This window comes from Phenylobacterium sp., assembly GCF_041919955.1.
In the GTDB taxonomy this organism is placed as follows: domain Bacteria; phylum Pseudomonadota; class Alphaproteobacteria; order Caulobacterales; family Caulobacteraceae; genus Phenylobacterium.
Genome location: NZ_JAYRSU010000032.1, coordinates 1 through 22745 on the forward strand (window position 1 = coordinate 1; position 22745 = coordinate 22745).

The 22745-nt window shown below is 67.7% G+C and carries 21 protein-coding genes; 12 read left to right on the forward strand and 9 right to left on the reverse strand.

Annotated elements, in window-relative coordinates; all coding sequences use genetic code 11:
* Positions 1–41: 41 nt before the first annotated feature.
* Positions 42–1154, reverse strand: a complete 1113-nt coding sequence (locus ACE3T2_RS19485) for an NAD(P)/FAD-dependent oxidoreductase (RefSeq protein ID WP_374660431.1) — start codon at positions 1152–1154, stop codon at positions 42–44.
* 90 nt (positions 1155–1244) lie between these two features.
* Here ACE3T2_RS19485 and ACE3T2_RS19490 point away from each other — a divergent pair, with 90 nt between their 5' ends.
* From ACE3T2_RS19490 to ACE3T2_RS19500, 3 genes are all read left to right on the forward strand, one after another.
* On the forward strand, positions 1245–2423 hold the full coding sequence (locus ACE3T2_RS19490; RefSeq protein WP_374660433.1) for a serine hydrolase domain-containing protein: 1179 nt from the start codon (positions 1245–1247) through the stop codon (positions 2421–2423).
* Between the two features lie 125 nt (positions 2424–2548).
* On the forward strand, positions 2549–3838 hold the full coding sequence (locus ACE3T2_RS19495) for a S41 family peptidase (protein WP_374660435.1): 1290 nt from the start codon (positions 2549–2551) through the stop codon (positions 3836–3838).
* 16 nt (positions 3839–3854) lie between these two features.
* Positions 3855–4310, forward strand: a complete 456-nt coding sequence (locus tag ACE3T2_RS19500) for a MarR family winged helix-turn-helix transcriptional regulator (protein ID WP_374660437.1) — start codon at positions 3855–3857, stop codon at positions 4308–4310.
* 15 nt (positions 4311–4325) lie between these two features.
* On the opposite strand, the gene ACE3T2_RS19505 is transcribed toward ACE3T2_RS19500, so the two are convergent.
* From ACE3T2_RS19505 to ACE3T2_RS19515, 3 genes are all read right to left on the reverse strand, one after another.
* A complete protein-coding gene (locus tag ACE3T2_RS19505; protein ID WP_374660439.1) occupies positions 4326–4607 on the reverse strand; it encodes a GNAT family N-acetyltransferase in 282 nt (93 codons plus the stop codon).
* 68 nt (positions 4608–4675) lie between these two features.
* A complete protein-coding gene (locus tag ACE3T2_RS19510) occupies positions 4676–4975 on the reverse strand; it encodes a hypothetical protein (RefSeq protein ID WP_374660441.1) in 300 nt (99 codons plus the stop codon).
* A 96-nt stretch (positions 4976–5071) separates the two neighbouring features.
* Complete coding sequence (locus ACE3T2_RS19515; RefSeq protein WP_374660443.1) at positions 5072–8485, reverse strand: indolepyruvate ferredoxin oxidoreductase family protein; 3414 nt, start codon at positions 8483–8485, stop codon at positions 5072–5074.
* 141 nt (positions 8486–8626) lie between these two features.
* On the opposite strand from ACE3T2_RS19515, the gene ACE3T2_RS19520 reads away from it, so the two are divergent.
* From ACE3T2_RS19520 to ACE3T2_RS19535, 4 genes are all read left to right on the forward strand, one after another.
* Positions 8627–9124: an Lrp/AsnC family transcriptional regulator gene (locus tag ACE3T2_RS19520; RefSeq protein WP_374660445.1), complete on the forward strand. Its 498-nt coding sequence runs from the start codon at positions 8627–8629 to the stop codon at positions 9122–9124.
* Positions 9125–9170: 46 nt separating this feature from the next.
* Positions 9171–10058 carry a pirin family protein gene (locus ACE3T2_RS19525; RefSeq protein WP_374660447.1) on the forward strand — a complete coding sequence of 296 codons (888 nt, stop codon included), beginning with the start codon at positions 9171–9173 and terminating at the stop codon, positions 10056–10058.
* An 89-nt stretch (positions 10059–10147) separates the two neighbouring features.
* Positions 10148–11452 (forward strand): cytochrome P450, encoded by a 1305-nt coding sequence (locus ACE3T2_RS19530; protein ID WP_374660449.1) that lies wholly within the window; start codon positions 10148–10150, stop codon positions 11450–11452.
* Positions 11453–11509: 57 nt separating this feature from the next.
* Positions 11510–12127 carry a glutathione S-transferase family protein gene (locus tag ACE3T2_RS19535; RefSeq protein ID WP_374660451.1) on the forward strand — a complete coding sequence of 206 codons (618 nt, stop codon included), beginning with the start codon at positions 11510–11512 and terminating at the stop codon, positions 12125–12127.
* 74 nt (positions 12128–12201) lie between these two features.
* On the opposite strand, the gene pgsA is transcribed toward ACE3T2_RS19535, so the two are convergent.
* Genes pgsA through uvrC form a run of 3 tightly spaced genes read right to left on the reverse strand, consistent with a single transcriptional unit; the run spans position 12202 to position 15038 of the window.
* Complete coding sequence (gene pgsA, locus ACE3T2_RS19540; protein ID WP_374660453.1) at positions 12202–12825, reverse strand: CDP-diacylglycerol--glycerol-3-phosphate 3-phosphatidyltransferase; 624 nt, start codon at positions 12823–12825, stop codon at positions 12202–12204.
* A 25-nt stretch (positions 12826–12850) separates the two neighbouring features.
* A complete protein-coding gene (locus ACE3T2_RS19545) occupies positions 12851–13123 on the reverse strand; it encodes a hypothetical protein (RefSeq protein ID WP_374660455.1) in 273 nt (90 codons plus the stop codon).
* A gap of 46 nt (positions 13124–13169) precedes the next feature.
* Positions 13170–15038, reverse strand: a complete 1869-nt coding sequence (gene uvrC, locus ACE3T2_RS19550; protein ID WP_374660457.1) for an excinuclease ABC subunit UvrC — start codon at positions 15036–15038, stop codon at positions 13170–13172.
* Between the two features lie 70 nt (positions 15039–15108).
* Between uvrC and ACE3T2_RS19555 the strand changes: the two genes are divergently transcribed.
* On the forward strand, positions 15109–15960 hold the full coding sequence (locus ACE3T2_RS19555; protein WP_374660459.1) for an amidohydrolase family protein: 852 nt from the start codon (positions 15109–15111) through the stop codon (positions 15958–15960).
* On the opposite strand, the gene ACE3T2_RS19560 is transcribed toward ACE3T2_RS19555, so the two are convergent.
* Positions 15957–17747 (reverse strand): long-chain-acyl-CoA synthetase, encoded by a 1791-nt coding sequence (locus ACE3T2_RS19560; protein ID WP_374660461.1) that lies wholly within the window; start codon positions 17745–17747, stop codon positions 15957–15959. The genes ACE3T2_RS19555 and ACE3T2_RS19560 overlap by 4 nt on opposite strands.
* A 206-nt stretch (positions 17748–17953) precedes the next feature.
* Here ACE3T2_RS19560 and ACE3T2_RS19565 point away from each other — a divergent pair, with 206 nt between their 5' ends.
* From ACE3T2_RS19565 to ACE3T2_RS19580, 4 genes are all read left to right on the forward strand, one after another.
* Positions 17954–18679: an HAD family hydrolase gene (locus tag ACE3T2_RS19565; protein WP_374660463.1), complete on the forward strand. Its 726-nt coding sequence runs from the start codon at positions 17954–17956 to the stop codon at positions 18677–18679.
* Between the two features lie 212 nt (positions 18680–18891).
* Entirely contained in the window at positions 18892–19533 is a 642-nt protein-coding gene (locus tag ACE3T2_RS19570) for a hypothetical protein (protein ID WP_374660465.1), read from the forward strand.
* Between the two features lie 133 nt (positions 19534–19666).
* Complete coding sequence (locus tag ACE3T2_RS19575) at positions 19667–21700, forward strand: ATP-binding protein (RefSeq protein WP_374660467.1); 2034 nt, start codon at positions 19667–19669, stop codon at positions 21698–21700.
* Between the two features lie 75 nt (positions 21701–21775).
* On the forward strand, positions 21776–21991 hold the full coding sequence (locus tag ACE3T2_RS19580; protein WP_374660469.1) for a hypothetical protein: 216 nt from the start codon (positions 21776–21778) through the stop codon (positions 21989–21991).
* On the opposite strand, the gene ACE3T2_RS19585 is transcribed toward ACE3T2_RS19580, so the two are convergent.
* Positions 21992–22729, reverse strand: coding sequence for a pentapeptide repeat-containing protein (locus ACE3T2_RS19585; RefSeq protein ID WP_374660471.1), 738 nt, complete (start codon positions 22727–22729; stop codon positions 21992–21994).
* Positions 22730–22745 lie beyond the last annotated feature (16 nt).

Below are 22745 nucleotides of genomic sequence, written 5' to 3' on the forward strand. Positions count from 1 at the left end.
ACAGCTCCCCCAGCGGGGGAGCAATTTGTTTCTACGACAGCCTAAACTCTCAACCGCCCCGCCACCTCTTCCCCAATCGCCAAAGACGAGGTCAGGCCCGGGCTCTCGATGCCGAACAGGGCGACCAGCCCCGTCAGGCCGTGCAGGCTCGCATCGTCGATGCGGAAATCCGGCTGCGGCTCGCCCGGCCCGTGCAGCTTGGGCCGGATGCCGGCGTAGTCGGGCGCCAGGGCGCCGTCGGGCAGGCCCGGCCAGAACTTGCGGATATAGGCGTAGAACTCGCCGGCCCGGGCCGGATCGACGCTGTAATCGATCTCGTCCACGAAATGCAGGTCCGGTCCGAACACCGCCTGGCCGCCCAGGTCGCGGCGATAATGGGTGCCGAGCGCGCCGGGGATCGGCGGCGGATAGATCAGGCGCGAGAACGGCGCCTTGCCGCTCAGCCGGAAATAGACCCCCTTGCCGTAGTGCAGCGGAGGGATTTCCGCCGCGGGGAATCCCTCGATGGTCGCCGCCACGGCCTGGGCCGACAGGCCCGGCGCGGTGACCAGCAGCCGCGCGGTCAGGGTCGTCGGCTCGGCCCCGCCGGCCCGGATGCGGAACCCGCCGCCTTCCAGCGGGCTCGCGCCCTCGAACGGCGTGGAGGTCACCACCGCCCCGCCGGCCGCCTCGATCTCGCCCTGCAGGGCCAGCATGTAGCCGTGGCTGTCGAACACCCCGCTCTGCGGCGAGATCAGCGCGCCCTCGCAGGCGAGGTCCGGCTCCAGGGCCAGGGCCCGCGCCTTGGAGATCTGCTCCATGCCCTCGACGTCGTTGGTCCGCGCCTGGTCGAGGATGGCGTCGAGCCGACCCACCTCGTCGGCGTTGGTCGCCACCACCAGCTTGCCGCAGCGGTCGTAGGCGACCTTGTGCGCGTCGAGGAAGGCGTAGAGCGCGCGGCGCCCCTGCACGCACAGCCGCGCCTTGAGCGAGCCGGTCGGATAGTAGAGCCCGCCGTGGATGACCTCGGAATTGCGGGCCGAGACGCCCTCGCCGATGATCGGCCCGGCCTCAAGCACCGCCACCACCTGTCCGCGCCGCGACAGCGCATAGCCGCAGGCCAGGCCGACCGCGCCCGCACCGACGACCACCGCATCGAAATCGAAATCCGCCATGCCTCAAGGCGTAACGTAACGGCGCCGGTATGCAAACCGCGCAGCGCTCTCTAGCCTGATCGCCGATCACAAATAGAGCGGGAGGGCGCCATGCACGCGATCAGATTGACCCTGGGAACCATGGCGCTCGCCACCGCCCTGCACGGTGCAGCCTTCGCCCAGGACCCGCCGCCCCCGCCTGCCGGCGGCTCCATCCTCGCCTGGACGCCCGAGCAGCAGCGCTACGGCTACCGCAACATGGAGAAGGTCACGCCCGTCCACGTCGTGCCGCGCGGCGCGCGTGTGCGCGAGCTGCCGCTGGCGCCCAGGCAGATCGACCCGAAATGGACCTGGAACGGCCAGCCCCAGACCGTGGCCAGCTACATGACCGCCATGAACACCTCTGGCGTTGTGGTGCTGAAGGACGGCAAGATCGTCCTTGAGCGCTACGGGCTCGATCGCAAGCCCGGCGAACGCTGGACCTCGTTCTCGGTCGCCAAATCGGTCACCGCCACCCTGGTCGGGGCAGCGATCAAGGACGGCAAGATCAAGAGCCTGGACGACACGGTCACGAGCTACATCCCCGAACTCAAGGGCGGCGCCTACGAGAGCGTGACCGTGCGCCAGCTGCTGACCATGACTTCGGGCGTGAAGTGGAACGAGGACTACACCGACCTCAATTCCGACGTCGCCAAGGCCGGGGTCACGCCGGGCGAGCCGGGCATGAACCCCATCGTCAGCTATATGCGCAAGCTGCCCCGCGAGGCCGCGCCGGGCGCCAAGTTCGTCTACAAGACCGGAGAGACGGACCTGGCCGGCATCCTGGTCTCCAACGCGGTCGGCAAGCCGCTGTCGCAGTACCTGTCGGAGAAGATCTGGGCGCCCTACGGCATGGAGCAGGACGCCATCTGGGTGAACGACGCCGCGGGCCACGAGCGCGGCGGTTGCTGCATGTCGATGACCGCCCGCGACTACGCCCGGCTCGGCCAGTTCATGCTGGAAGGCGGCAAGGTGGACGGCAAGGAGATCCTGCCCGCGGGCTGGGTCGTCGACGCCACCCGCGCCCACCAGTCCTTCCCGCCGGGCGGGGTCGAGACCGGCTACGGCTATTTCTGGTGGATCATCCCCGACGGCTATGCCGCCGAGGGCATCTTCGGCCAGCAGATCTTTGTCTACCCGGGCGAGAAGTTGGTCATCGCCGTGAACTCCGCTTGGCCCGTGGCGTCCAAGGACGAGCTCTGGCAGGCCCAAGCGGCCTTCGCACAGGCGGTGCGGGAGGCGGCGAAGTAGGGAAAGGTCGAGCGCGGAACGCGCGCCCACCACCTTCACCAAAACCGGACAAGGTCGGCGTCCCCTGGACCGATCACCTATTATGAAATATATTGCGCAATATGTTTCATAATAGGTGCGTGATGGTGTCTCGGACTCTCCTGTGGCTGTTGGCGCTCGCCGTGCTGCCCCCCGCGCCGGTCGCCGCCCAAACCTTGGATCAAAAGGCGCAGCGGGAGGTCGTCTCGCGCCTCGAGACGGCGTTGCGCCAGAACTATATCTTCCCCGATCGTGTTCCGGCCATCTCGGCCGAGCTGGGCAAGCGGGTCCAATCCGCGCCCGTCGCCCCCGATCGGTTCGCCCAGGCTCTCGCCCAGGGGATGGTCAAGGCGAGCGATGATCTGCATTTTTCGGTGGCCTTCGACCCGGAGGGAGTCGTCGCCGACCGCAAGGCCAAGGCAGCCGGCGAGACGACCACCCAGGCCCAGCGCGACGGCGAGCGGGCGGCCAATTTCGGCTTTCGCGACGCCCGGCGGCTCGACGGCGGCCTGGCCTATGTCCGCTTCGACTTCTTCGCCGACCCGCAATACGCCCAGGAGACCGCCGCAGGCGCCATGCGCTTCGCCGACGGCGCCAAAGGCCTGATCATCGACCTTCGCTACAACAACGGCGGCGTCCTGGAGATGGCTCAGTTCCTGATGAGCTACCTCTACCCGGCCGGCAAGGACCAGAAGTTCTTCGACTACGACTATAACGAAGGCGGGGTGCGCGTGACGCGAAGCCAGTGGAGTCTGGCCGCCGTGCCCGGCTGGCGGTCCGCCGATATTCCCGTCGTGGTGCTGACGGGATCGACATCCTTCTCCTCGGCTGAATGGATGGCCTTCTCGCTGCAGCGGCTCGGCCGCGCGACCTTGATCGGCGAGCGAACCGCCGGCGGCGCGCATCCCGTGACCCGCGTGCCGATCGACGACCGGTTCATCCTGCAGGTGCCGTTCGGCCAGATTCGCGATCCGGTCGACGGGAAGGATTTCGAGGGCATGGGCGTGACCCCCGACCTTGCCGTGCCGGCCCCGGACGCCCTGCTGGCCGCGCAGAAGTTCCTGCTGAAACGCCGGGCGGAAGCCGGCGACAGGGACGCCATGTGGGCGCTGGTTCCGGTCGAATTCGCCCTCTCGGGCCAGGCCCCAAGCGCCGCGAACCTGGACGATGCAGTCGGAAAATACGAAGGCCGAACGCTTGTCCGCACGCCGACCGGCATCGCCTACCACTGGCGTGATCGTTTCGTTCTCGCTCTGGATCCGATCGGCAAGGACCTGTTTGCGATCCAGGGAACAGACGACTATCGGTTCCGCCTGGTCCGCGAAAAAGGTCGCGTGAGTGGTCTGGAGCGGGTGTGGAAGTCAGGTGAGACGGTGACCTATCGTCGTCTGGATTGAAGAGGCGCCGGGGCGAATGACCGAGTTGAACCGCACCTTTCTGGGTCGCCTCAGCGAGCAGTTGAGCGACCTCATCGAGCAGCAGTCGGCGCAGGTGTTCGAGCGCGCCGGCATCATCATTCCGGTGAAGTCATCGTCCCTGATGGGCGCCATCGCGCGGCTGGGGCCCGTCTCCATCGCCGAGCTGGTGCGCGCGCTGGACCGGTCGCATCAGCTCATCCAGCAGAAGATGCGCAAGCTGCTGGCGCTGGGCCTGGTCAGCCAACGGCCCAGTCCGGACGACCAGCGCGTCAACCTGATCGAACTCACAGAGCTCGGACGCGAGCAACTGACTCTGCTCGACGGGCTGGACGACGCCTTCCAGCGCGCCTACGCCGAGATGGAGACGGACGCCGGCCCTGTGTTCGACGCCATAGATCGCGCGATCATCTCGCTCAAATCCCGCCCGCTGATCGACCGCATGGCCCTTTGAACGCCCACGCCCTGCCTAGCCCGACCTCTCCAGGACCCACACCGGCGACTCCGCCACCAGTTCGAAGCCGAGGCTCGCATAGAGCGGACGTCCGGCTTCGGTAGCGCCAAGGTGGAAGCGGGTCACGCCGCGGCGGCGGTAGTCGTCGATCACCTGGCTCAGCAGTGCGCGGCCCACGCCCCTGCGCTGATGTTGCGGCGGCGTGGCCATCAGCGAGATTGCCGCCGTGTCGCCGGTCAGGGTCACGGAATCGGCCAAGGGTTCGTCGGTCAGCGCCAGGACGCAGCCTTGCGTCATGTGCAACTCGATCCCGGGCGCCGCGTGCATCTGCGGCCAGGGCGCGCAGGCAAAGCCGGATCAGTTCTTCAGTCTCGTCCACGGCGCCTTCCCAGCGCCCATGGAACGCTATGGCGGTGCGCCGTGCGCATGAAAGAGACAAGGCAGCCCAAGACCACGGGGGTCACAAGCCCAAACGCCAACGGGTCGTCGATCACCCCAAAATGTCCCAACAGCGCGAAGGGGATCAGCCAAACCACCGCGACCGCCATGTGAGCCAACAGCACATGGAAGCCCCGCATCGTGGTTGGGTTGTAAGAGCCGAACCACCCCAACGTCGGCCCCATCCGTTCAAACCAGATTTCGACCGTGGCGGCCTGCTCGTCCATTTTCGACACCGGGGAAGCTGCAGGGTGAAGCTTCCACGTCTCCCCAAGGTCCGCAATGTTTTGGGAACAGGCCGGCGCACCTGGGAAGTGTGAAGCCTAAGCCTCCCACTTGGCCCACAGCTTGGCCTCATCGGCCTTGGCGACCTTTACCGAGGCGTCCTTGACGTAGCCGAAGCCCCGGATGCCCTGCGGAACCTGGGCGATCTGGGTCGCCAGCGACAGGCGCTCGGCGTTCAGACCTGCCAGCAGCTTGGAAAGGCCCGCCTCGTAGGACGCGATCAGGCCGCGTTCCATGCGGCGCTCCTCGGTACGGCCGAAGATGTCGAGCGGGCCGCCGCGCAGGCCCTTCATCTTGGCCAGGATCGGGAATGCGGTCTCCAACATCCAGCCGCTGAACTCGATCTTCTTCGGCTTGCCGTCCGCCCCCTTGGGGGCGATCAGCGGCGGCGAGAGCAGGATCTTGGTCTTGCCGCCCTTGAAGGCCCTGTTCCGCTCCTGGGCGAAGCGGCCGTCGGTGTAGAGGCGCGCGACCTCGTACTCGTCCTTGTAGGCCATCAGCTTGTAGAGATTGACCGCCACGGCGCGGGTCAGCCTGTCCGAGCCGAGCGGCGCCTCGGCCGCGGCCACCCTGGCCACCTGATCGGCATAGCGTTTGGCGTAGGCGGCGTCCTGATAGGCGGTCAGTTCGCGGGTGCGGTGGGCGATCAGCTCGTCCAGCGGCATCGTCTCGGGCGTCGGGGTGTGGTCTTCCGCGGCCCGCGCCAGGCTCGGGTCGTGGGCGACGCGGCGGCCCAGCTCGAAGGCCTGGAGGTTGGCCTCGGCCTGCACGCCGTTGAGGCGGATGGCGCGATAGACGGCGCGGCTCGACAGCGGGATCAGGCCCTTCTGCCAGGCGAAGCCGACCATGATCATGTTGGCGAAGATGGCGTCGCCGAAATTGGCCTCGGCCAAGTGGTGGGCGGGGCACTCGTCATAGGTCTTGGTCGCCGCCTTGATCTTGCGCGACATCAAGCCGGCGTCGAAGCGCACGTCGCGGTCGGTTACGAAGTCGGCGGTCGGGGCGAAGTCCTCGTTGCCGACCGCGGCGGTGCGGTCCTTGGCGTAGAGCGCCAGGGCGTCGGCGCCCGCCGCCGAGAGAATGTCGCAGGCGATCAGCACGTTGGCCGAAGCCGCCGGCACGCGCCCGCCGACCACGCTCTCCTCGGTCTCGCCGATGCGGACGTGGCTGAACACCGCCCCGCCCTTCTGCGCCAGGCCGGTCATGTCGACCACCGACGAGGCGCGCCCGTCGACGTGGGCGGCCATGGCCAGCACCGAGGCGACGGTGGTCACGCCTGTGCCGCCGATGCCGGTAAAGACGATGTTGCGCACGCCCGCCAGCGGCTCGAACGTGGGCAGCGGCGTGGAATCAGCGGTCAGGGCCGGCATCGACTTGGCCTGGGCGTTTTCCCCGCCCTCGATGGTGATGAAGGACGGGCAGAAGCCCTGCAGGCAGGAATAGTCGGTGTTGCAGCTCGACTGGTTGATCTTGCGCTTGCGGCCGAACTCGGTGTTCAGCGGCTCGATCGAGACGCAGTTCGACTTCTTCGAGCAGTCCCCGCAGCCCTCGCAGACCAAAGGATTGATGAAGACGCGCTTGGTGGCGACCTCCAGCTTGCCGCGCTTGCGGCGGCGACGCTTTTCGGTGGCGCACACCTGATCGTAGAGCAGGACCGTCGTGCCGGGAGTCTCGCGCAGTTGGTTCTGCACGGCCATCAGTTCCGCGCGCGGCTTGACCTCGACGCCGGGCGCCAGGTCGGTGACGCCTTCGTAGCGGCCGACGTCGTCGGCGACGATCACCGTCTTGGCGACGCCCTCCGAGGCGAGCTGGCGGGTGATCTGGGCCGGCGTGAAGCCGCTCTCGGCGGCCTGGCCGCCGGTCATGGCCACCGCGTCGTTGAACAGCAGCTTGTAGGTGACGTTCGATTTGGCGGCGATCGAGGCGCGGATCGCCAGCGAGCCGGAGTGGTTGTAGGTGCCGTCGCCCAGGTTCACGAACACATGCGGTTCGGTGGTGAACGGAGCCGAGCCGACCCAGGTCAGGCCCTCGCCGCCCATATGGCTGTTCAGGTCGGTCTGCGGGTCGTTGAAGCTGGCCATGTAGTGGCAGCCGATCCCGGCCAGGGCGCGGGTTCCTTCCGGCAGGCGGGTCGAGGTGTTGTGCGGGCAGCCCGAGCAGAAGAACGGCTTGCGCTGCTGGTCGGCGGCCAGGGTGACGGCGGCCATGGAGGCGGCCGAGACGCGGGCGATGTAGTCGTTGACCCGGTCCATGTGCGGGCCGGGCGGCAGGCGGTCGGCGATGGCCAGCGCCACTTCGGCCACCGACAGCGAGGCCAGTTCGGACAGCAGCGGGTGGCCCTGCTCGTCGACCTTGCCGATGATCTTCGGCCGTGCATGGGCCGGCAGGTCGTAGAGGGCCGCGCGGGCCTGGGTCTCGATCAATGGACGCTTGTGCTCGATGACCATCAGGGTCTCGAGGCCGGCGGCGAAGGCGCGCAGGCCGGTCGGCTCCAACGGCCAGGGCATGCCGACCTTGTAGATGGCCACGCCCAGGTCCGCGGCCTGCTGCGAGGACAGACCCATGGCGGCCAGGGCCTCGATCACGTCCTTGTAGGCCTGGCCCTGGCAGACGATGCCCAGACGCGGGCGCGCCGCCCCCAGCATGACACGGTCGATGCGGTTGGCCTTGGCGTAGGCCAGCGCGGCCGGGATCTTGAAGTTGCGGAGCCGGCGCTCCTTCTCCAGCGGCTGATCCTTCAGGCGGATGCCGAGGCCGCCGGCAGGAAGCTGGAAGGTCGCCGGCGTAACCAGCCGATGGCGGTCCACCGAGATGTCGATGGTGACGCCCGAGTCCATGGTGTCGGCCAGCGCGATCAGGCCCACCCAGAGCCCCGAGAACCGCGACATGCCGATCCCCAACAGGCCGTAGTCGAGCACCTCCTGCACGTCGGCCGGCGACAGCACCGGCATCTCGAAGTCCTGGAAGGCGTATTCCGATTGCGACGGCAGCGTCGAGGACTTGCAGTTGTGGTCATCGCCGGCCACGGCCAGGACGCCGCCCTTGCTCCAGGTCCCGGCGAAATTGGCGTGCTTGAAGACGTCGCCGGTGCGGTCGACGCCCGGAGCCTTGCCGTACCACATGCCGGTCACGCCGTCGTACTTGGCGCCCGGGAACAGGTTGGCCTGCTGGCTGCCCCAGACGGCGGTGGCGGCGAGGTCTTCGTTGAGGCCTTCCTTGAAGACGACCTCGGCTTCCTTGAGGAACTTGGCGGCGCGATGGGCCTGCTGGTCCAGGCCGCCCAGCGGGGAACCGCGATAGCCGGATACGAATCCGGCCGTGTTCAGCCCGGCGGCCTTGTCCAGACGGTGCTGATCCATCATCACGCGGAGCAGCGCCTGGACGCCCGTGATGAAAACCCGACCTTCCGTGAGCAGGAATTTGTCGTCGAGCGTCACGTCAGCGTGCCGCATAGCAATATCTTTCCTTTTCGGCTCCCCAATGCCAATAGAAGATCATATAAGTTCGCTGGAATTGCTTGCCAAAGGCGTGCCCCGCAAAGCTGCATTTGGGGCAAGAATGACGCTCACAAGCGCCGTTTGATGGAGGAAAAATTGTCCGAGGCCCTCGACGCGGTCGATGCCAAGATTCTGGACCTCATCCAGCATGACGCCGGATTGTCGGTCGCCGAGATCGCCGAGCGAGTAGGTTTGTCCTCCAGCCCGTGCTGGCGGCGGATCAAGCGGCTGGAGGACACCGGGGTCATTCAACGTCGGGTGACCATCCTCGACCGGGACCTTCTGGGCCTGGGCTTCGAGGTCTATTGCACCGTCAAGCTCAGCCTGCCGACCAAGGACAACCTCGACGCCTTCGAAACGGCGATCGCGAAGCTTCCCGAGGTCGTCCAGTGCGCCACCGTCACCGGCGCGGCCGACTACGAACTGCGCATCGTCACCCGCGACATGCACGCGTTCGACGATTTCCTGCGCGACAAGATCCTGTCGCTGGGACTGGTGTCGAACATCGAGAGCCGGATCGTCATCCGCTCGGTAAAGAACACCACCGCCGCCCCGCTCGGCCTTGTCAGCCCCTATGTGAGCGCGCAAGGCTAGCCCGCTTCCTGCCCCTGTCCGCAGGGGGCTGGAGCAGGAGCAAGCCATGATCGACCTCGTCATAGACCAGCGCCGCAAGGACTTGGGCGGGTTCGAGGTCGGGCGCGTGCTGCCCTTCGCCAAGCGGCGGATGATCGGCCCCTTCATCTTCTTCGACCACATGGGACCGGCCGACTTCCAGCCGGGCTTCGGGCGCGAGGTCGACGTGCGGCCGCACCCGCACATCGGGCTGTCCACGCTCTCCTACCTGTTCGAGGGTGAAATGACCCACCGTGACTCGGTGGGCGTGACCCAGCCGATCCGCCCTGGCGAAGTGAACTGGATGACCGCCGGCAAGGGCATCACCCATTCCGAGCGTTTCGAGACCCTGCGCGAGCACGGCGGCCGCATGAACGGCATCCAGGCCTGGTGCGCCCTGCCGGTCGAGGACGAGGAGATCGACCCCTCGTTCAACCACTACGGCGCCGACACACTGCCAACCTACGAGGCCGGCGGCCTTTGGGCGCGGTTGATCGCCGGCCAGGCCTACGGCGCGAGTTCGCCGGTGAAGACCCACTCGCCGATGTTCTATGTCCACTGGCAGCTGAAGCCCGGCGCGCGCGCCGACCTGCCGGCCGAGTATCCGGAACGCGCGGCCTATGTCGCCCAGGGCGTGGTTGAGGTCGACGGGCGCCAGTTCCACGAGGGCCAGATGATGGTCTTCGAGCCCGGCCAGACCATCGTCTTCACCGCCGTCACCGACGCCATCGTCATGCTGCTGGGCGGCGAGCCGATCGGGCCGCGGCTGATCGAGTGGAACTTCGTCGCCTCGACCAAGGACCGGCTGGAGCAGGCCAAGGCCGACTGGCGCGCCGGGCGAATGAAGCTGCCCGACGCCGACGACCAGGAGTTCATCCCCCTGCCCGAGCCGCCCCCGCCGCCCAGCCCCTTGTGAGCCAGGCTCACGAGATCGCCGCCGATTGATCGCATGACAACGCCCTGTCCCGCATCGAGACTACACCGCGGTTGACGGGGGACGACGCCATGAGCTTCAGGCCGGTTGCGCCGGATCGGGTGGACAAGCCCTTGCCGATCTGGCGGCTGTTCGTCGGACGGACAGCGTCGAACCCCCTCGTCGGCTGGCCGCATTCGGCCTTCGAGCAGCCCTATTGGTACCGGCGCGTCTTCACGATCCGCTATCACCTGATCAATGACCCGGACGCCATCGGCCGGATCTTCCTCGACAATGCGGCGAACTACGAAAAGCCGCCCCTCGTCCGGCGCATTCTCGGCGGCCTGGTCGGCGAGGGCCTGCTGACCGCCGAGGGCGCGGCCTGGCGCGAGCAGCGACGCCTGATGGCGCCGGCCTTCACGCCCGGCGCGGTCGCCGACTTCGCGCCGCTGTTCTCGACCTGCGCCGTTCAGGCCTGTCAGCGCTGGGCGGCCGGCCCGATCGACGTGGCGGCGGAGGCCGTGCGGACCACGGCCGCGATCATCAGCCGGGCGTTGTTCTCGGACGAGCCGTCGCTGACCTCGGACGAAGCGGCCGACCACATGCATGCGGCTCTGGCCGCGGCCAGCGAATACCGCCTGGGCGTGATGATCGGAGCGCCCTGGCTCGATCGCTCGTCCGTCGCCCGGCGCGGCGCGGTCGGGCGACGTTACATCCTCGGGCGACTGGCGGCCTTCATCGAAAGGCGCCGGTCCGACCCCGATCCTCCGCCGGATTTCATGACCCGGCTGCTGAGCGCATTCGGCCAGGATCGGACGGCGGACGCCGCCGCGAAGCTGGCGCTCGACAACGCCGTGACCTTCTACATCGCCGGCCATGAGACGACCGCGAACGCCATCGCCTGGACGCTCTATCTGCTGAGCGAAGATCAGGCCGCCCAGGCCCGCGCCGCATCTGATCCGGTATTCCTGCGCCAGGTGATCGAGGAGGCCATGCGCCTCTACCCGCCCGCTCCGCGCATCGACCGCGTGGCCTTGGCCGATGACGAGTTGTGCGGCCATCGCATCCGCAAGGGCGATACGGTCAGCGTCTGGCCCTGGGTCGTCCATCGTCACGGCCGGCTCTGGCGCGAGCCCGACCTGTTCGATCCGGAGAATTTCAACGAGGCCGCGCGGGCCGGCCGCCATCGGTTCCAGTACCTGCCCTTCGGCGCCGGACCGCGGGTCTGCATCGGGGCGCAGTTCGCCATGACCGAGGCCATGACCATCCTGGCCGACTGGCTCGCCGGCTGGCGCTTCCTGCCCGATCGCAGCCGGACGGTCTTCCCCCGCGCCGAGGTCACGCTTCGCCCGGACGGCGGTCTGCATCTGTGGATCGAGCCGCGCAAAGCGGCTTGATCGCCCTTGCGTCAATCAGGCCAGATGCCGCCCGCACAATTGTCCAGGGAGGACGGCATGAAACTCTACACCTCGATGGGCCCCAATCCGGCGGTCGTGACGATGTTCCTGGCTCAGAAAGGCGCGGACATCCCGACCGAGAAGGTCGACCTGATGGGCGGCGAGAACCGCCAGGCGCCCTACATGGCCAAGAACCCGGCCGGCCAGCTTCCCTGTCTCGAACTGGACGACGGCTCGCACTTGGCCGAGATCATCGCCATCTGCGAGTACCTGGACGAAAAGCTCCCCGGCCCGAGCCTGATCGGCTCCACGCCCGAGGAACGCGCCCAGACCCGCATGTGGGTCCGGCGGATCGACCTCAACATCGCCGAGCCGATGGCCAACGGCTTCCGCTATGCCGAGGGCCTGCCGCTGTTCCAGAGCCGGATGCGCACCATCCCGCAAGCCGCCGGCGACCTGAAGGAGCTCACCCAGGAAAAGCTGACCTGGCTGGACGGGCTGATGACCGGCAAGACCTGGATCGCGGGCGACCGCTTCACCCTCGCCGACATCCTGCTGTTCTGCTTCCTGCAATTCGGCGCCTCGGTCGGCCAGCCGATCAATCCGGACAACAAGAACATCGCCGCCTGGATGGAGCGCATGCAAGCCCGCTTGGCCGAAAAGGCGCCGGCCTGACGCGACGAGCCTGATCCCATGAGTGTTCATGGATCCCGGACAGCCGCTGCGCGGCTTCCGGGATGACACTCGCCCTACTTCTCCGCCAGCGCCTTTCGGGTCTGTTCCCAGTACTGGGCGCCGGTGATCAGGGTCACGACCGTCGCAACCCACATCAGGCTGTGAGCGAGCAGGGTGACCGGGTCGCGGACCGCCGGCTCAGCCGGCAGATCGAAGGCGCCCCAGGACGCGACGATCATCTCGGCCGCCAGGGCGGTCAATTGCAGCGTCGTTTTCCACTTGGCCAGCCGCGTGACGGGCAGCTTGACCCCCTTGCCGGCGCCGACCTCGCGCAGGGCGCTGACCGTGAACTCACGGAACAGCATCAGACCGGCCGGCAGCACCACCATCGGCTGGCCGCCCAGGGCCAGCAGGCCCAGGATGGCGCCGCAGACCAGCACCTTGTCGCCGATCGGATCGAGGATCGCGCCCCAGACGCTGACGGCGTCCAGCTTGCGCGCCAGCCAGCCGTCGAAGAAGTCGGTCACGGCGGCGACCACGAAGGCCCAGAACGCCCAGCGCTGCAGGCTGAACTGATCCTCCGGGGTCAGGTGCTCGCTGAAGCCGGGCAGGGCTCCGGCCACCGTCGCGAGGGCCAGGAAGACGAAGAGCGTGAGGACCAGCCGCAGCGAGGTCAGGATGTTCGGCAGAGCTTTCATGATCCTCGTAACGCTCAGCGGTTCCTTAGGTGGCCGGCGTCAGCTCGACCTTCTTGGTCTGCTTGCCATACACGCAGATTCGCTTGTCCGCGCCTTCGCGCAGCACCGCAAGCCCGTAGGTCTCCGTACCCAGCGGATGGACCAGTACCTCCGGCGACTTCATCCCCGTGGCCTGTGCCGCGGCCAGGCACTTGGCCTTCACGTCGGCGCGGAACGCATCCCAGGCGTCGGGGGAGCTGGCCGAGGCGGCGGCCGGAACCAGAAGCGCCAGAGCGGCGGCGAGCGCGAAGCGAACCATCGATGATCTCCCAAAGCGGTCTCAACGCACGAGACTAGCCCGTGGCTCAACCCTTGCGGAAGAAATCGAAGATCCGCTGGGCCAGCGCCTCGCTGACCCCATCGACCTTGGCCAGATCGTCGACCGAGGCGCGGCTCACCCCGCGCGCCGAACCGAAGGCATGCAGAAGCGCGCGCTTGCGCCCCGGCCCGACGCCCTCGATCTCGTCCAGCGGGTTCTTCTTGATGTCCATGGCCCGGCGCGCCTGGTGGCTGCCGTTGGCGAACCGGTGCGCCTCGTCGCGCAGGCGCTGAAGGTAGTAGAGCACCGGCGACTTCGGCTCGAGCATGAAGGGTGTCTTGCCCTCGATGAAGAACCGCTCGAGGCCCGCGTCGCGGTCCGGTCCCTTCGCCACCCCGACCACGGCGATATCGTCGACGCCGACGTCGGCCATCACCTCCAGCACCGCGGCGAGCTGCCCGGCGCCGCCGTCGACCAGCACCAGGTCCGGGCGCGGCGGGTTCTCGCCCGCCTCCTCTTCCTTGACCAGCCGCGAGAAGCGGCGGCGCATGACCTCCTTCATCATCCCGTAGTCGTCGCCGGGGGTGAGGTCGGTGCTCTTGATGTTGAACTTGCGGTACTGGCCCTTCTGGAAGCCGTCGGGCCCTGCCACGATCATGCCGCCGACCGCGTTGGTCCCCATGATGTGGGCGTTGTCGTAGACCTCGATCCGCTCAGGATTGCCCTCCAGGCCGAACGCCTCGCAGACCCCGGCCAGCAGCTTCGACTGGGCCGAGCTCTCGGCCATCTTGCGGCCCAGCGCCTCGCGGGCGTTGGTCAGGGCGTGACCGACCAGTTCGGCTTTCTCGCCACGCTTGGGCTGGGCGATCTCGACCTTGCGCCCAGCCTTCATGGCGAAGGCCTGCGACAGCAGTTCGCACTCGGCGGGCTCGATATTGGTCAGGACCAGCTTGGGGATCGGCTTGTCGTCGTAGAACTGGCCGAGGAAGGCGCTCATCACGTCGGCGTCCTCGTCGCTCTTGTCGACGCGCGGGAAGTAGGCGCGGTTGCCCCAGTTCTGGCCGGCCCGGAAGAAGAATACCTGGACGCAGGCCTGGCCGCCCTCGGCGTGCAGGGCGAAGACGTCAGCCTCCTCCAGGGTCTCGGGATTGATCTGCTGTTCCTGCGACACCGAGGCCAGGGCCCGGATGCGGTCGCGAATTCGCGCGGCGCGCTCGAACTCCATGTCGTCAGAGGCGGCCTGCATCTCGGCCGACAGCCGGGCCACCACCGCACGGCTCTTGCCGCGCAGAAAGTCCTCGGCCTGCTCGACCAGGCCGCCGTAGTCCTCCAAGCTGATCAAGCCCGTGCAGGGCGCTGCGCAACGCTTGATCTGATGCAGCATGCACGGGCGGGTGCGCGTCTCGTAGACGTTGTCCGAGCACGAGCGCAGCAGGAAGGCCTTCTGCAGCGTGTTCAGGGTCTTGTTGACCGAATAGGCGCTGGCGAACGGGCCGAAATAGTCGCCCTTGATGGTGTGCGCCCCGCGGTGCTTGCGCAGCTGGGCGGCCGGATGCTCACGCCGGATGACGATTTCGGGAAAGCTCTTGTCGTCGCGCAGCAGCACGTTGAAGCGCGGCTTGAGCTGCTTGATGAGGTTGATTTCCAGCAGCAGGGCGTCGGTCTCGGTGCGGACCGTGACGAACTCCATCGACCGGGTCAGGTCGACCATCAGGGCGATGCGCTGAGTGTGGAACCGGCCCTGCGCGTACTGGGTCACCCGCTTCTTCAGCGAGCGGGCCTTGCCGACATAGAGCACCTCCCCGCCCTCGCCCATCATGCGGTAGACGCCGGGGGCGTCGGGCAGGCGGCGCACCTCGTCCTTGATCAGGGCTGCGCCCTGCAAGGGGGCCTCGGCGGTTACATCGGTCGACATGCGCCCCAATATAGTCGAGTCCGCGGCGCTCGCACGGCCCCGGGAACCTGTCTCGTCGTGGGGAGCGAAGATGAAGCGTCTATTGGTCCTGGCCGCGCTCGCGGCCGTGGTTTGCGCAGGCCCGGCCGCGGCTCAAACGCAGCTTTTCGACACCCACGTCCACCTGCATCACGGCGAGGCCTCAGTCCGCGAGTACGAGGCGCAACTTCGCGCCGATAGCCTGCGGGCGGCCGGCTACGGCGCGATGTGGTTCGGTGGCCCCAACCAGGCGCTGGAGGGCGATCCCCAGGCCGTCCGCGCCAACAACGACGCTCTGATCGCCATGGCCGCCAAGCATCCGGGCATGTTGCCGATCGCCACCGTCCATCCGTATGACGGGCAGGCCGCCCTGGACGAGCTCCAGCGGGTCGCCGGGCTGGGCGTGAAGGTGCTGAAGATCCATCCCCACACCCAGAAGTTCGACGCCGCCGACGCGCGCGTCCTGACCGTGGTCAAGCGGGCCGGCGACCTCGGCCTGGTCGTGCTGATGGACAATGCCAACATCCTGCCCGGCGACAGCGAAAAGCTGTTCAACCTGGCGCTGGCCGCGCCGAAGACGAGGTTCGTTTTCGCGCATATCGGCGGGCTGAACTTCCGATTCTGGAACATCCTCAAGGCCGCACGCACGGCCGAGAACCTGTTTGGCGACAACATCTATTTCGACATTTCGGCCACCGTGGCCATCGTCGCCGGCTCCCCGATCCAGGACGAGTTCGTCTGGACGCTCCGCAACGTAGGGATCGACCATCTGCTGCTGGGGTCGGACTACCCGCAGTATTCGCTGAGGCAGAACGTCGAGGCGCTGGACAAGCTCGGCCTGACCCCCGCCGAAACCGCGGCGATCAAGTCGCAGAACGCCCTGCGCCTGTTCGGCGCGCGCTAGAGCTTCACCCCGCCGGCCAGGATCTTGGCGTAGCCGGGCTTGGTCAGCTTCACATAGCCGCCCTTCACCGGGTCGCGGTAATAGACCGCGCCCTTGATCGTGGTCGGATCGAAACCCTCGGCGACCAGGTCCAGCTTGCGGTACTTGAAGGTGCCCGTGGTCTCGATCGCCGGCAGGATGCGGACGAAGACCGGCTGGGCGTAGGGCGGCAAGTCGTGGGCCACCGCCTCGCCGAAGGTCTTGATGTCGAACTCCGGCCCGATCACCAGCCCGGCCATACCGGCGCGGCCATCCGCCCCCTCGACGGCGACGCCGTAGACATTGGCCTCCTCCACGCCCGGAATGGCCTGCAGGCGCTCGGCCACTTCGCCGGTGGAGACGTTCTCGCCCTTCCAACGGAAGGTGTCGCCGATACGGTCGACAAAATAGAAATAGCCCTCCGCATCGGTCCGCATCAGGTCGCCGGTGCGGAACCAGGCATCGCCCTTCTCGAATACGTCGCGCAGGATCTTCTTGTCCGATGCGGCCTTATCGACGTAGCCGCTGAACTCGCTGCGCGCGTCATGGCCGATCTTGCCGATGCACTCGCCGATCTGGCCGGGCCCGGCCTCGATGCACAGGCCGTTCAGGCCGCGGACCTCCTCTTCCTTCTCGACATCGAACTGCACGACGCGGAAGTTGAAGCGCTCCTTGAGCCACTTCGGCACCCGCCCGATCGCCCCGACCTTGCCGTCGAAGTTGAACATCGAGACGTTGCCTTCGGTCGCCCCGTAAAACTCCAGGATCTCGGGGATGCGGAAGCGCCGCTTCATCTCGGCCCAGACGTCCGCCCGCAGGCCGTTTCCGAAGGCCAGGCGCAGCTTGTGCCGACGCTCTGCCTCGACCTCCTCGTGATTGACGAGATAGCGGCACAGTTCGCCGATGTAGACGAACATGGTGCAGTCTTCGGCGACCACGTCGTCCCAGAAATGGCTGGCTGAGAACTTCTTCTTCAGCACCACGGACCCGCCGTTCAGCAGCGCCGCCCCCAAGGCGCAGAGGCCGCCCGTGGCGTGGTAGAGCGGCAAGGTCACATAGACCCGGTCGTTCTCGTTCGCGCCGGTCGAACCGGCAAAACCGCGCATGTAGAGCTGGGCGCGCACATGAGTGATGCGCGCGGCCTTGGGCAGGCCGGTCGTGCCGCTGGTGTAGATATAGAGCGCGGTGTCCTTGGCCGTCATGCCCTCGCGCACCGACCGGTCGGGCGGCAGCTGGCTGCAGCTCTTCAGCGCCTGGGTAAGGTCTCGCTGGTCGCCGTGCGCCTGGCCGAGCACCCATTGCTGCATGGGCCGTTCCAGCAGTCCCCTGGCCTCCTCGAAGGCAGGCGAGGTCTCGGCGTCGACGATCACGTGCGCTGCGCCGGAGATGTTGAGGCAGTGGGCGAGCGGCGCACCCGCCAGCTGATTGTTGATGAGGGCGGTGACCGCGCCGATCTTGGTCAGGCCGTACCAGACCGGGAAGTATTCCAGGCGATTGGGCATGAACAGCGCCACGGTCTGGCCGCGCCGCACGCCGATCCCCTTGGCCCAATGGGCGAAACGGTTGGCGATGGCGTCCATCTCGCCATAGGTGACGGTGCGTTTGTCGAAGGTGAGCGCCGGGCGATCGCGCCAACGGTCGACTGCCGCCTGGATGTCGTCGCAGATCAGGTCCGACGAGGTCGGCGCAATGGTCTTCACCCTCTTCAGGGTGCGATTGAGGTTGCGAAAGAACCGCCAATCACGCTCCAGACGGGCCTTGAGTCGCATTCATCCCTCCGACGGACGACCACCTTGGAGGGGGTCGCCATGGGGGGTCAAGCTGGGCCGTCGGCTCGATCCGGTCACACCCGCGTCAGGCGAGCGGACCGTGGCGCCGAGGACTCACCCCCCCGCCTCCAGCCTGCGCCCGAACTCGTTGACCAGGCGACAACGAGGATGGTTGCAAGGCGCGCGTTCATGGCAAGGAGAAGGGCATGAGCGAGCTGCCCAAAGCGATTCTGTTCGACCTCGACGAGACCATCATCTCCTTCGGCTCGCGCCGCCAGATCCTGCAGGAGGTGATCGAGGAGTTCGCCGAGGTCTTCGCTTCGGTGCCGCCACAGGTCGCCAGCGAGGCGATGGAGCTCGGCTTCCGCGCCTTTTGGTCCGACGAGGCCCGCGCGACCCTCTGGCGCCAGAACCTGGCCGAGGGGCGCGTGCTGGCAGTGGAGCAAGGCTTCGCGGCCCTTCGCGCCCAGGCGTCACGCCTCACCCCTGATTTCGCCCGCACCTTCGGTCATCGCTTCCACGTCTATCGGGAGGAACAGGCCAAGTTCTTCCCCGGCGCGCTGGAGACCATCCAGGCCCTGCACGCGCGAGGCGTGAAGCTGGCCCTCGTCACCAATGGCGCGGCGGCCCCTCAGCGGGCGAAGGTCGAGCGCTTCGCCCTGGCTCCTCTGTTCGACCACGTGCAGATCGAGGGCGAGGCCGGCTTCGGCAAACCCCAGGAACAGGCCTACCTCCATGCGATGCAGGCGCTGGGCGCAACGCCGGCCGAAACCTGGATGGTCGGCGACAATCTGGAATGGGAGGTGGTTGCGCCTCAGCGCCTGGGCATCTTCGCCATCTGGCACGACCACCTCGGCGAGGGCCTGCCGCCCGGAAGCAACATCCGGCCCGACCGCATCATCCGCTCGATCGCCGAGCTCAAGCCCGAATAGGGCAAGAGCATGTCGACAATAAAGCAGGATCTTGTCAGATACTGATACGCCGCCTCCAGGTATTCACAAATTTTCGCGCGAGCGTAAAGCCATAAAAACAAAGGCCTTGGTGAACCCCAAAGGTCGATGACAAGGGATGGTCGCACAACACCCTGGAACGCGGCGCAGCTCGACGTCGTTGCCCTTCGTGATCAACATGAGGGAGGTTACGCATGAGCGCCGAGTACAATCCCTTCGCCGACCGCCGCCAGACGGCGGGCGGCGTGACCCTGGATGCGTTTGAAACCGACGCAGCCGCCGAGGCGGCGTCCGACACTCTGTTTCCGGCGACGCCGGTCTATGCCCGCAAGCGCAAGGCCGGCGGCGGGAACATCGCCAAGATCGCGCTGTTCGCGGTTCCGGCGGTGGTCATTCTGGCCGGTGCGGCCTTCATGATGGCGCAGCCGCGCTCCAACGACCTGTTCGCCGAGACCACCGCGGTTCCGCCGGCCGCCCCGGCCGCCATGCCCAATCCGGTCACAAAGGTCGCTCAGGCCCCGGCCACGCCGGCTGCCGCCGCGCCTGCTCCGGCGCTGGCGAAGACCGACCCTGCGCCTGCTGTCCGCGAGCCGGCCCCCCGCCGCGTCGCGCAGCGCACCGCCCCTGCACCCCGTCCGGTCGCCGACAGCCCCGAGACCTGGGCCAGCGACGCCAGCGCTCGCATCCCCGATGCGCCAATGCCCTACTCGCCCAGCGCGCAGACGGCGGTCCCCGCGCCCATGGTGACGCCGCCGGTCGCACCCCCGGCTGAAAATCCTGCCGCGCCGAAGGCGCAGACGCCGGCCCCGGAGAGCAACGAAGAGCCGACGTCCTAAGCCGTCCTTGGCCACGGAGGAAGGCGACTCCCCCGACGGGAGTCGCCTTTTTCGTGTATTCGCCCCGACCACACCCTCTTTTAACTCCCGCCCCTCAAGAGTGCCGCGCTTACGCCGGACGAGGGGGCGATACATGCGGAGGGAAACAGGGCTCGGGCTGCTCGCCCCGCTGGCCGCCGTGCTGTTCGGCGCCATCGCCGTCTTCGTGGTCAGCCTGCTGATGTGGGCCAACGCCGTGGACGACGACGTACGGCGGCGCGAGGAGGTTCTCGTCGCCCGCGGCGTGCGCGCCAGCATCGCCGAGATCGAGCGCTCCATCCTGCCCGAAGCCAACTGGGACGAGGCGATCGTCAATCTCGACCACCAGTTCGATTCGGCTTGGGCGGACGCCAATCTCCACGACTATTACGCTCAGAACATCGACTTCGAGCACCTGTTCGTCGTCGATGGACAGGACCGTCCGATCTATGCCCGCGCGCACGGCAAGGCCGCGCCCGTCTCCGAGTTCGCCCAGTTCGCCGACGCCGCACCGCTGATCGCCAAGGTGCGCGCGGCCGAGGCCGCGCGCGGTCCCATCGCGCATCGCGCCCCAAGCGCAGAACGGACCCTAGCGTCCCGTGCGATCCAGGCCAGCGACTTCATCGTTCGCGACGGGCGGGTCTATCTCGTCTCGGCGACCCTGGTTCAGCCCGACTTCGCCACAGTCGTGGCCAAGGGCCCGCGCGCGCCCGTCGTCGTGATGTCGCTGCATCTGGATGCCGCTTCGCTGGCCCGTCTGGCCGACCGCTTCCAGCTCAACGACCTGCATTCCAGCCTTGGTTCGGCGTCGATCGCCCCCGGCAAGGCCCGCATCGTCCTGCCGACCGGCCCCGGCACGCAGCCGCTCGTCCTTAGCTGGACGCCGCAGACGCCCGGCGCGGCCATCGCCCGCGCCGCGACCCTGCCCGTCGCCCTGCTGCTCGCGGCCTTCGGCCTGGTCGGCGCCGTGATGCTGGTCCGCATCCGCAAGGCGGCGGCCGCGTTCGTGGACCATCACAAAGCCCAGAACGACTTCCTGGCCAATATGAGCCACGAGATCCGCACCCCGCTGAACGGCGTCAACGCCATCGCGACCGCCCTACGCCGCACCTCGCTCAGTCCAGCCCAGGAAGAGATGGTCGGCATCATTCAGGGCTCGGGCGCCGCGCTGGAGCGGCTGCTGTCGGACGTGCTCGACCTGTCGCGCATCGAAACCGGCGCAGTCGAAGTCGCCAGCCAGCCCTTCCACCTGGGCGACGCCCTGCGCAGCGTCGCCGACATGACCGCCGCCCGCGCGGCGGAAAAAGGTCTGGACCTCATTGTCGACATCGATCCGGCCGCGGAGATCGTCGTCTCCGGCGATCCTGTGCGCCTGAAGCAGGCGCTGGCCAACCTGATGTCCAACGCCGTGAAGTTCACTAGCGACGGTTACGTGGCCCTGGCGGCCCGCGCCGAAGGCCCCGGCGCCTGGCGCATCGACGTGCAGGACACCGGCATGGGCTTCGATCCAGCCCACAAGGCGCGGCTGTTCGACCGCTTCCAGCAGGCCGACGCCTCCAGCACCCGCCGCCACGGCGGCGCTGGCCTGGGGCTCACCATCGCCCGGCGGCTGGCCGGGCTGCTGCAAGGCGAACTCGACGCCGCCGGCGCTCCGGGCGAGGGCGCAACCTTCACCTTGCGAGTGCCGCTGGCGCCGGCCCAGGCGCCGGCCGCGCCGGCCGCGCCGCGCGAGGTGGAAACCCCGCCCGAGCGTCCGTTGCGCATCCTGCTGGCCGACGACCATCCAACCAACCGCAAGGTCGTTCAGGTGCTGTTCGCGCCCTTCGACGTCGACCTCGTCTGCGTCGAGAACGGCCAGGAGGCCTGCGAGGCCTTCGCCACCCAGCGCTTCGACCTGGTGCTGATGGACATGCAGATGCCGGTGATGGACGGCCTCGGCGCCGTGCGCGCGATCCGCGAGCGCGAACTGGCGTGCGGCATGACCCGCACCCCGATCGTCATGCTGACCGCCAACGCCCTGCCCGTGCACGAGGCCGCCAGCCGCGCCGCCGGCGCGGACCTGCACATGGCCAAGCCGATCGAGGCGCCCAAGCTGTTCGCCGTGCTCCAGACCGTCGCCGAGCGCCAGAGCCTGGACATTGCGGCATAAGCGACCCCTTGCCGCATTCCCGAACGCCGTTCGCCGTGAGATTTGGCCGCCCGTCGGGCTGATCCGAGGATGTTCATGCTGAAGTTGCTGTTTTCGAGCTGGGGCGCCGAGTGGGGCACCGCGGCGCTCGTGTTCTTCGTCAGCGCGGCTGTGGGCCGCTACGCGGCAGAGGGCATGAATACGCTCCAGTGGTGCGGCGCGATCACCGCTGTCCTGGCCTCGATCACCGCCGCCGTGGCCGTCCGCGTTTGGAAGGCTGAGCCGGTCAAGGTCCAGATCGACCGCGACTGATCAACCGGCATAGACATCCAGGCCGAGCGCGGTCAGCAGGCGGTACTGCTGGTCCGCCGCCACCTTCATCGCCGCTACGCTTCCCAGTTCGACCAGGTTCAGGCCGCTGACCTCGGCGCCGCGCAGATCCGTGCGCGCCAGTTTCGCGCCCGCGGTCAGCGCCTGGAAGAGGTCGCATTCGCGCAGGTCCGCCCCCTCCAGGTCAGCGTCCACTAGCGCCGCTTCGCGGAAACTCGAGCGATTGAAGTCACCTTCCGGCAGCCGCAGCTCGGTCAGGTCCGCGAGCTCCAGGTTGCAGCCCCTCATGGCGCCCGAGTACTGCACCACGCTGCGCCCGAAGGCGCGGCTGAAGTCCGCGCGCACGAAGGTCGCGCCACGCAGATTGCAGGTCTCCAGCTCAAGCCCGTAGGCGCTGAGCCGCTCGAACCGCGCGAAAGACAGGTCGCACTTGCGGATACGCGCCTCGTCCAGCCGTCCGAAGGCGAACTGCACGCCGACATGGCCGTCCTCGTCGGCGAAATTGCAGTCCTCGAACACCGCCTCGCGCAGGTCGGCATGGGCGAAGCGGCAGCGGATAAGGCGGCAGCCCGAGAAGCGAGCGCCCTGCATCACCGCGCCCTGCACCTGAACCTCGCGCAGCGTGCAGTCCTCGAACACCGCATCGGTCAGGTCCGCGTCGGTGAAGTCGAGGTCGGAGAGGTCGGCGCCCGAGAACGTGGCGCTTGGTTCGAGTTTCATTCCCCACCTCCGCTCA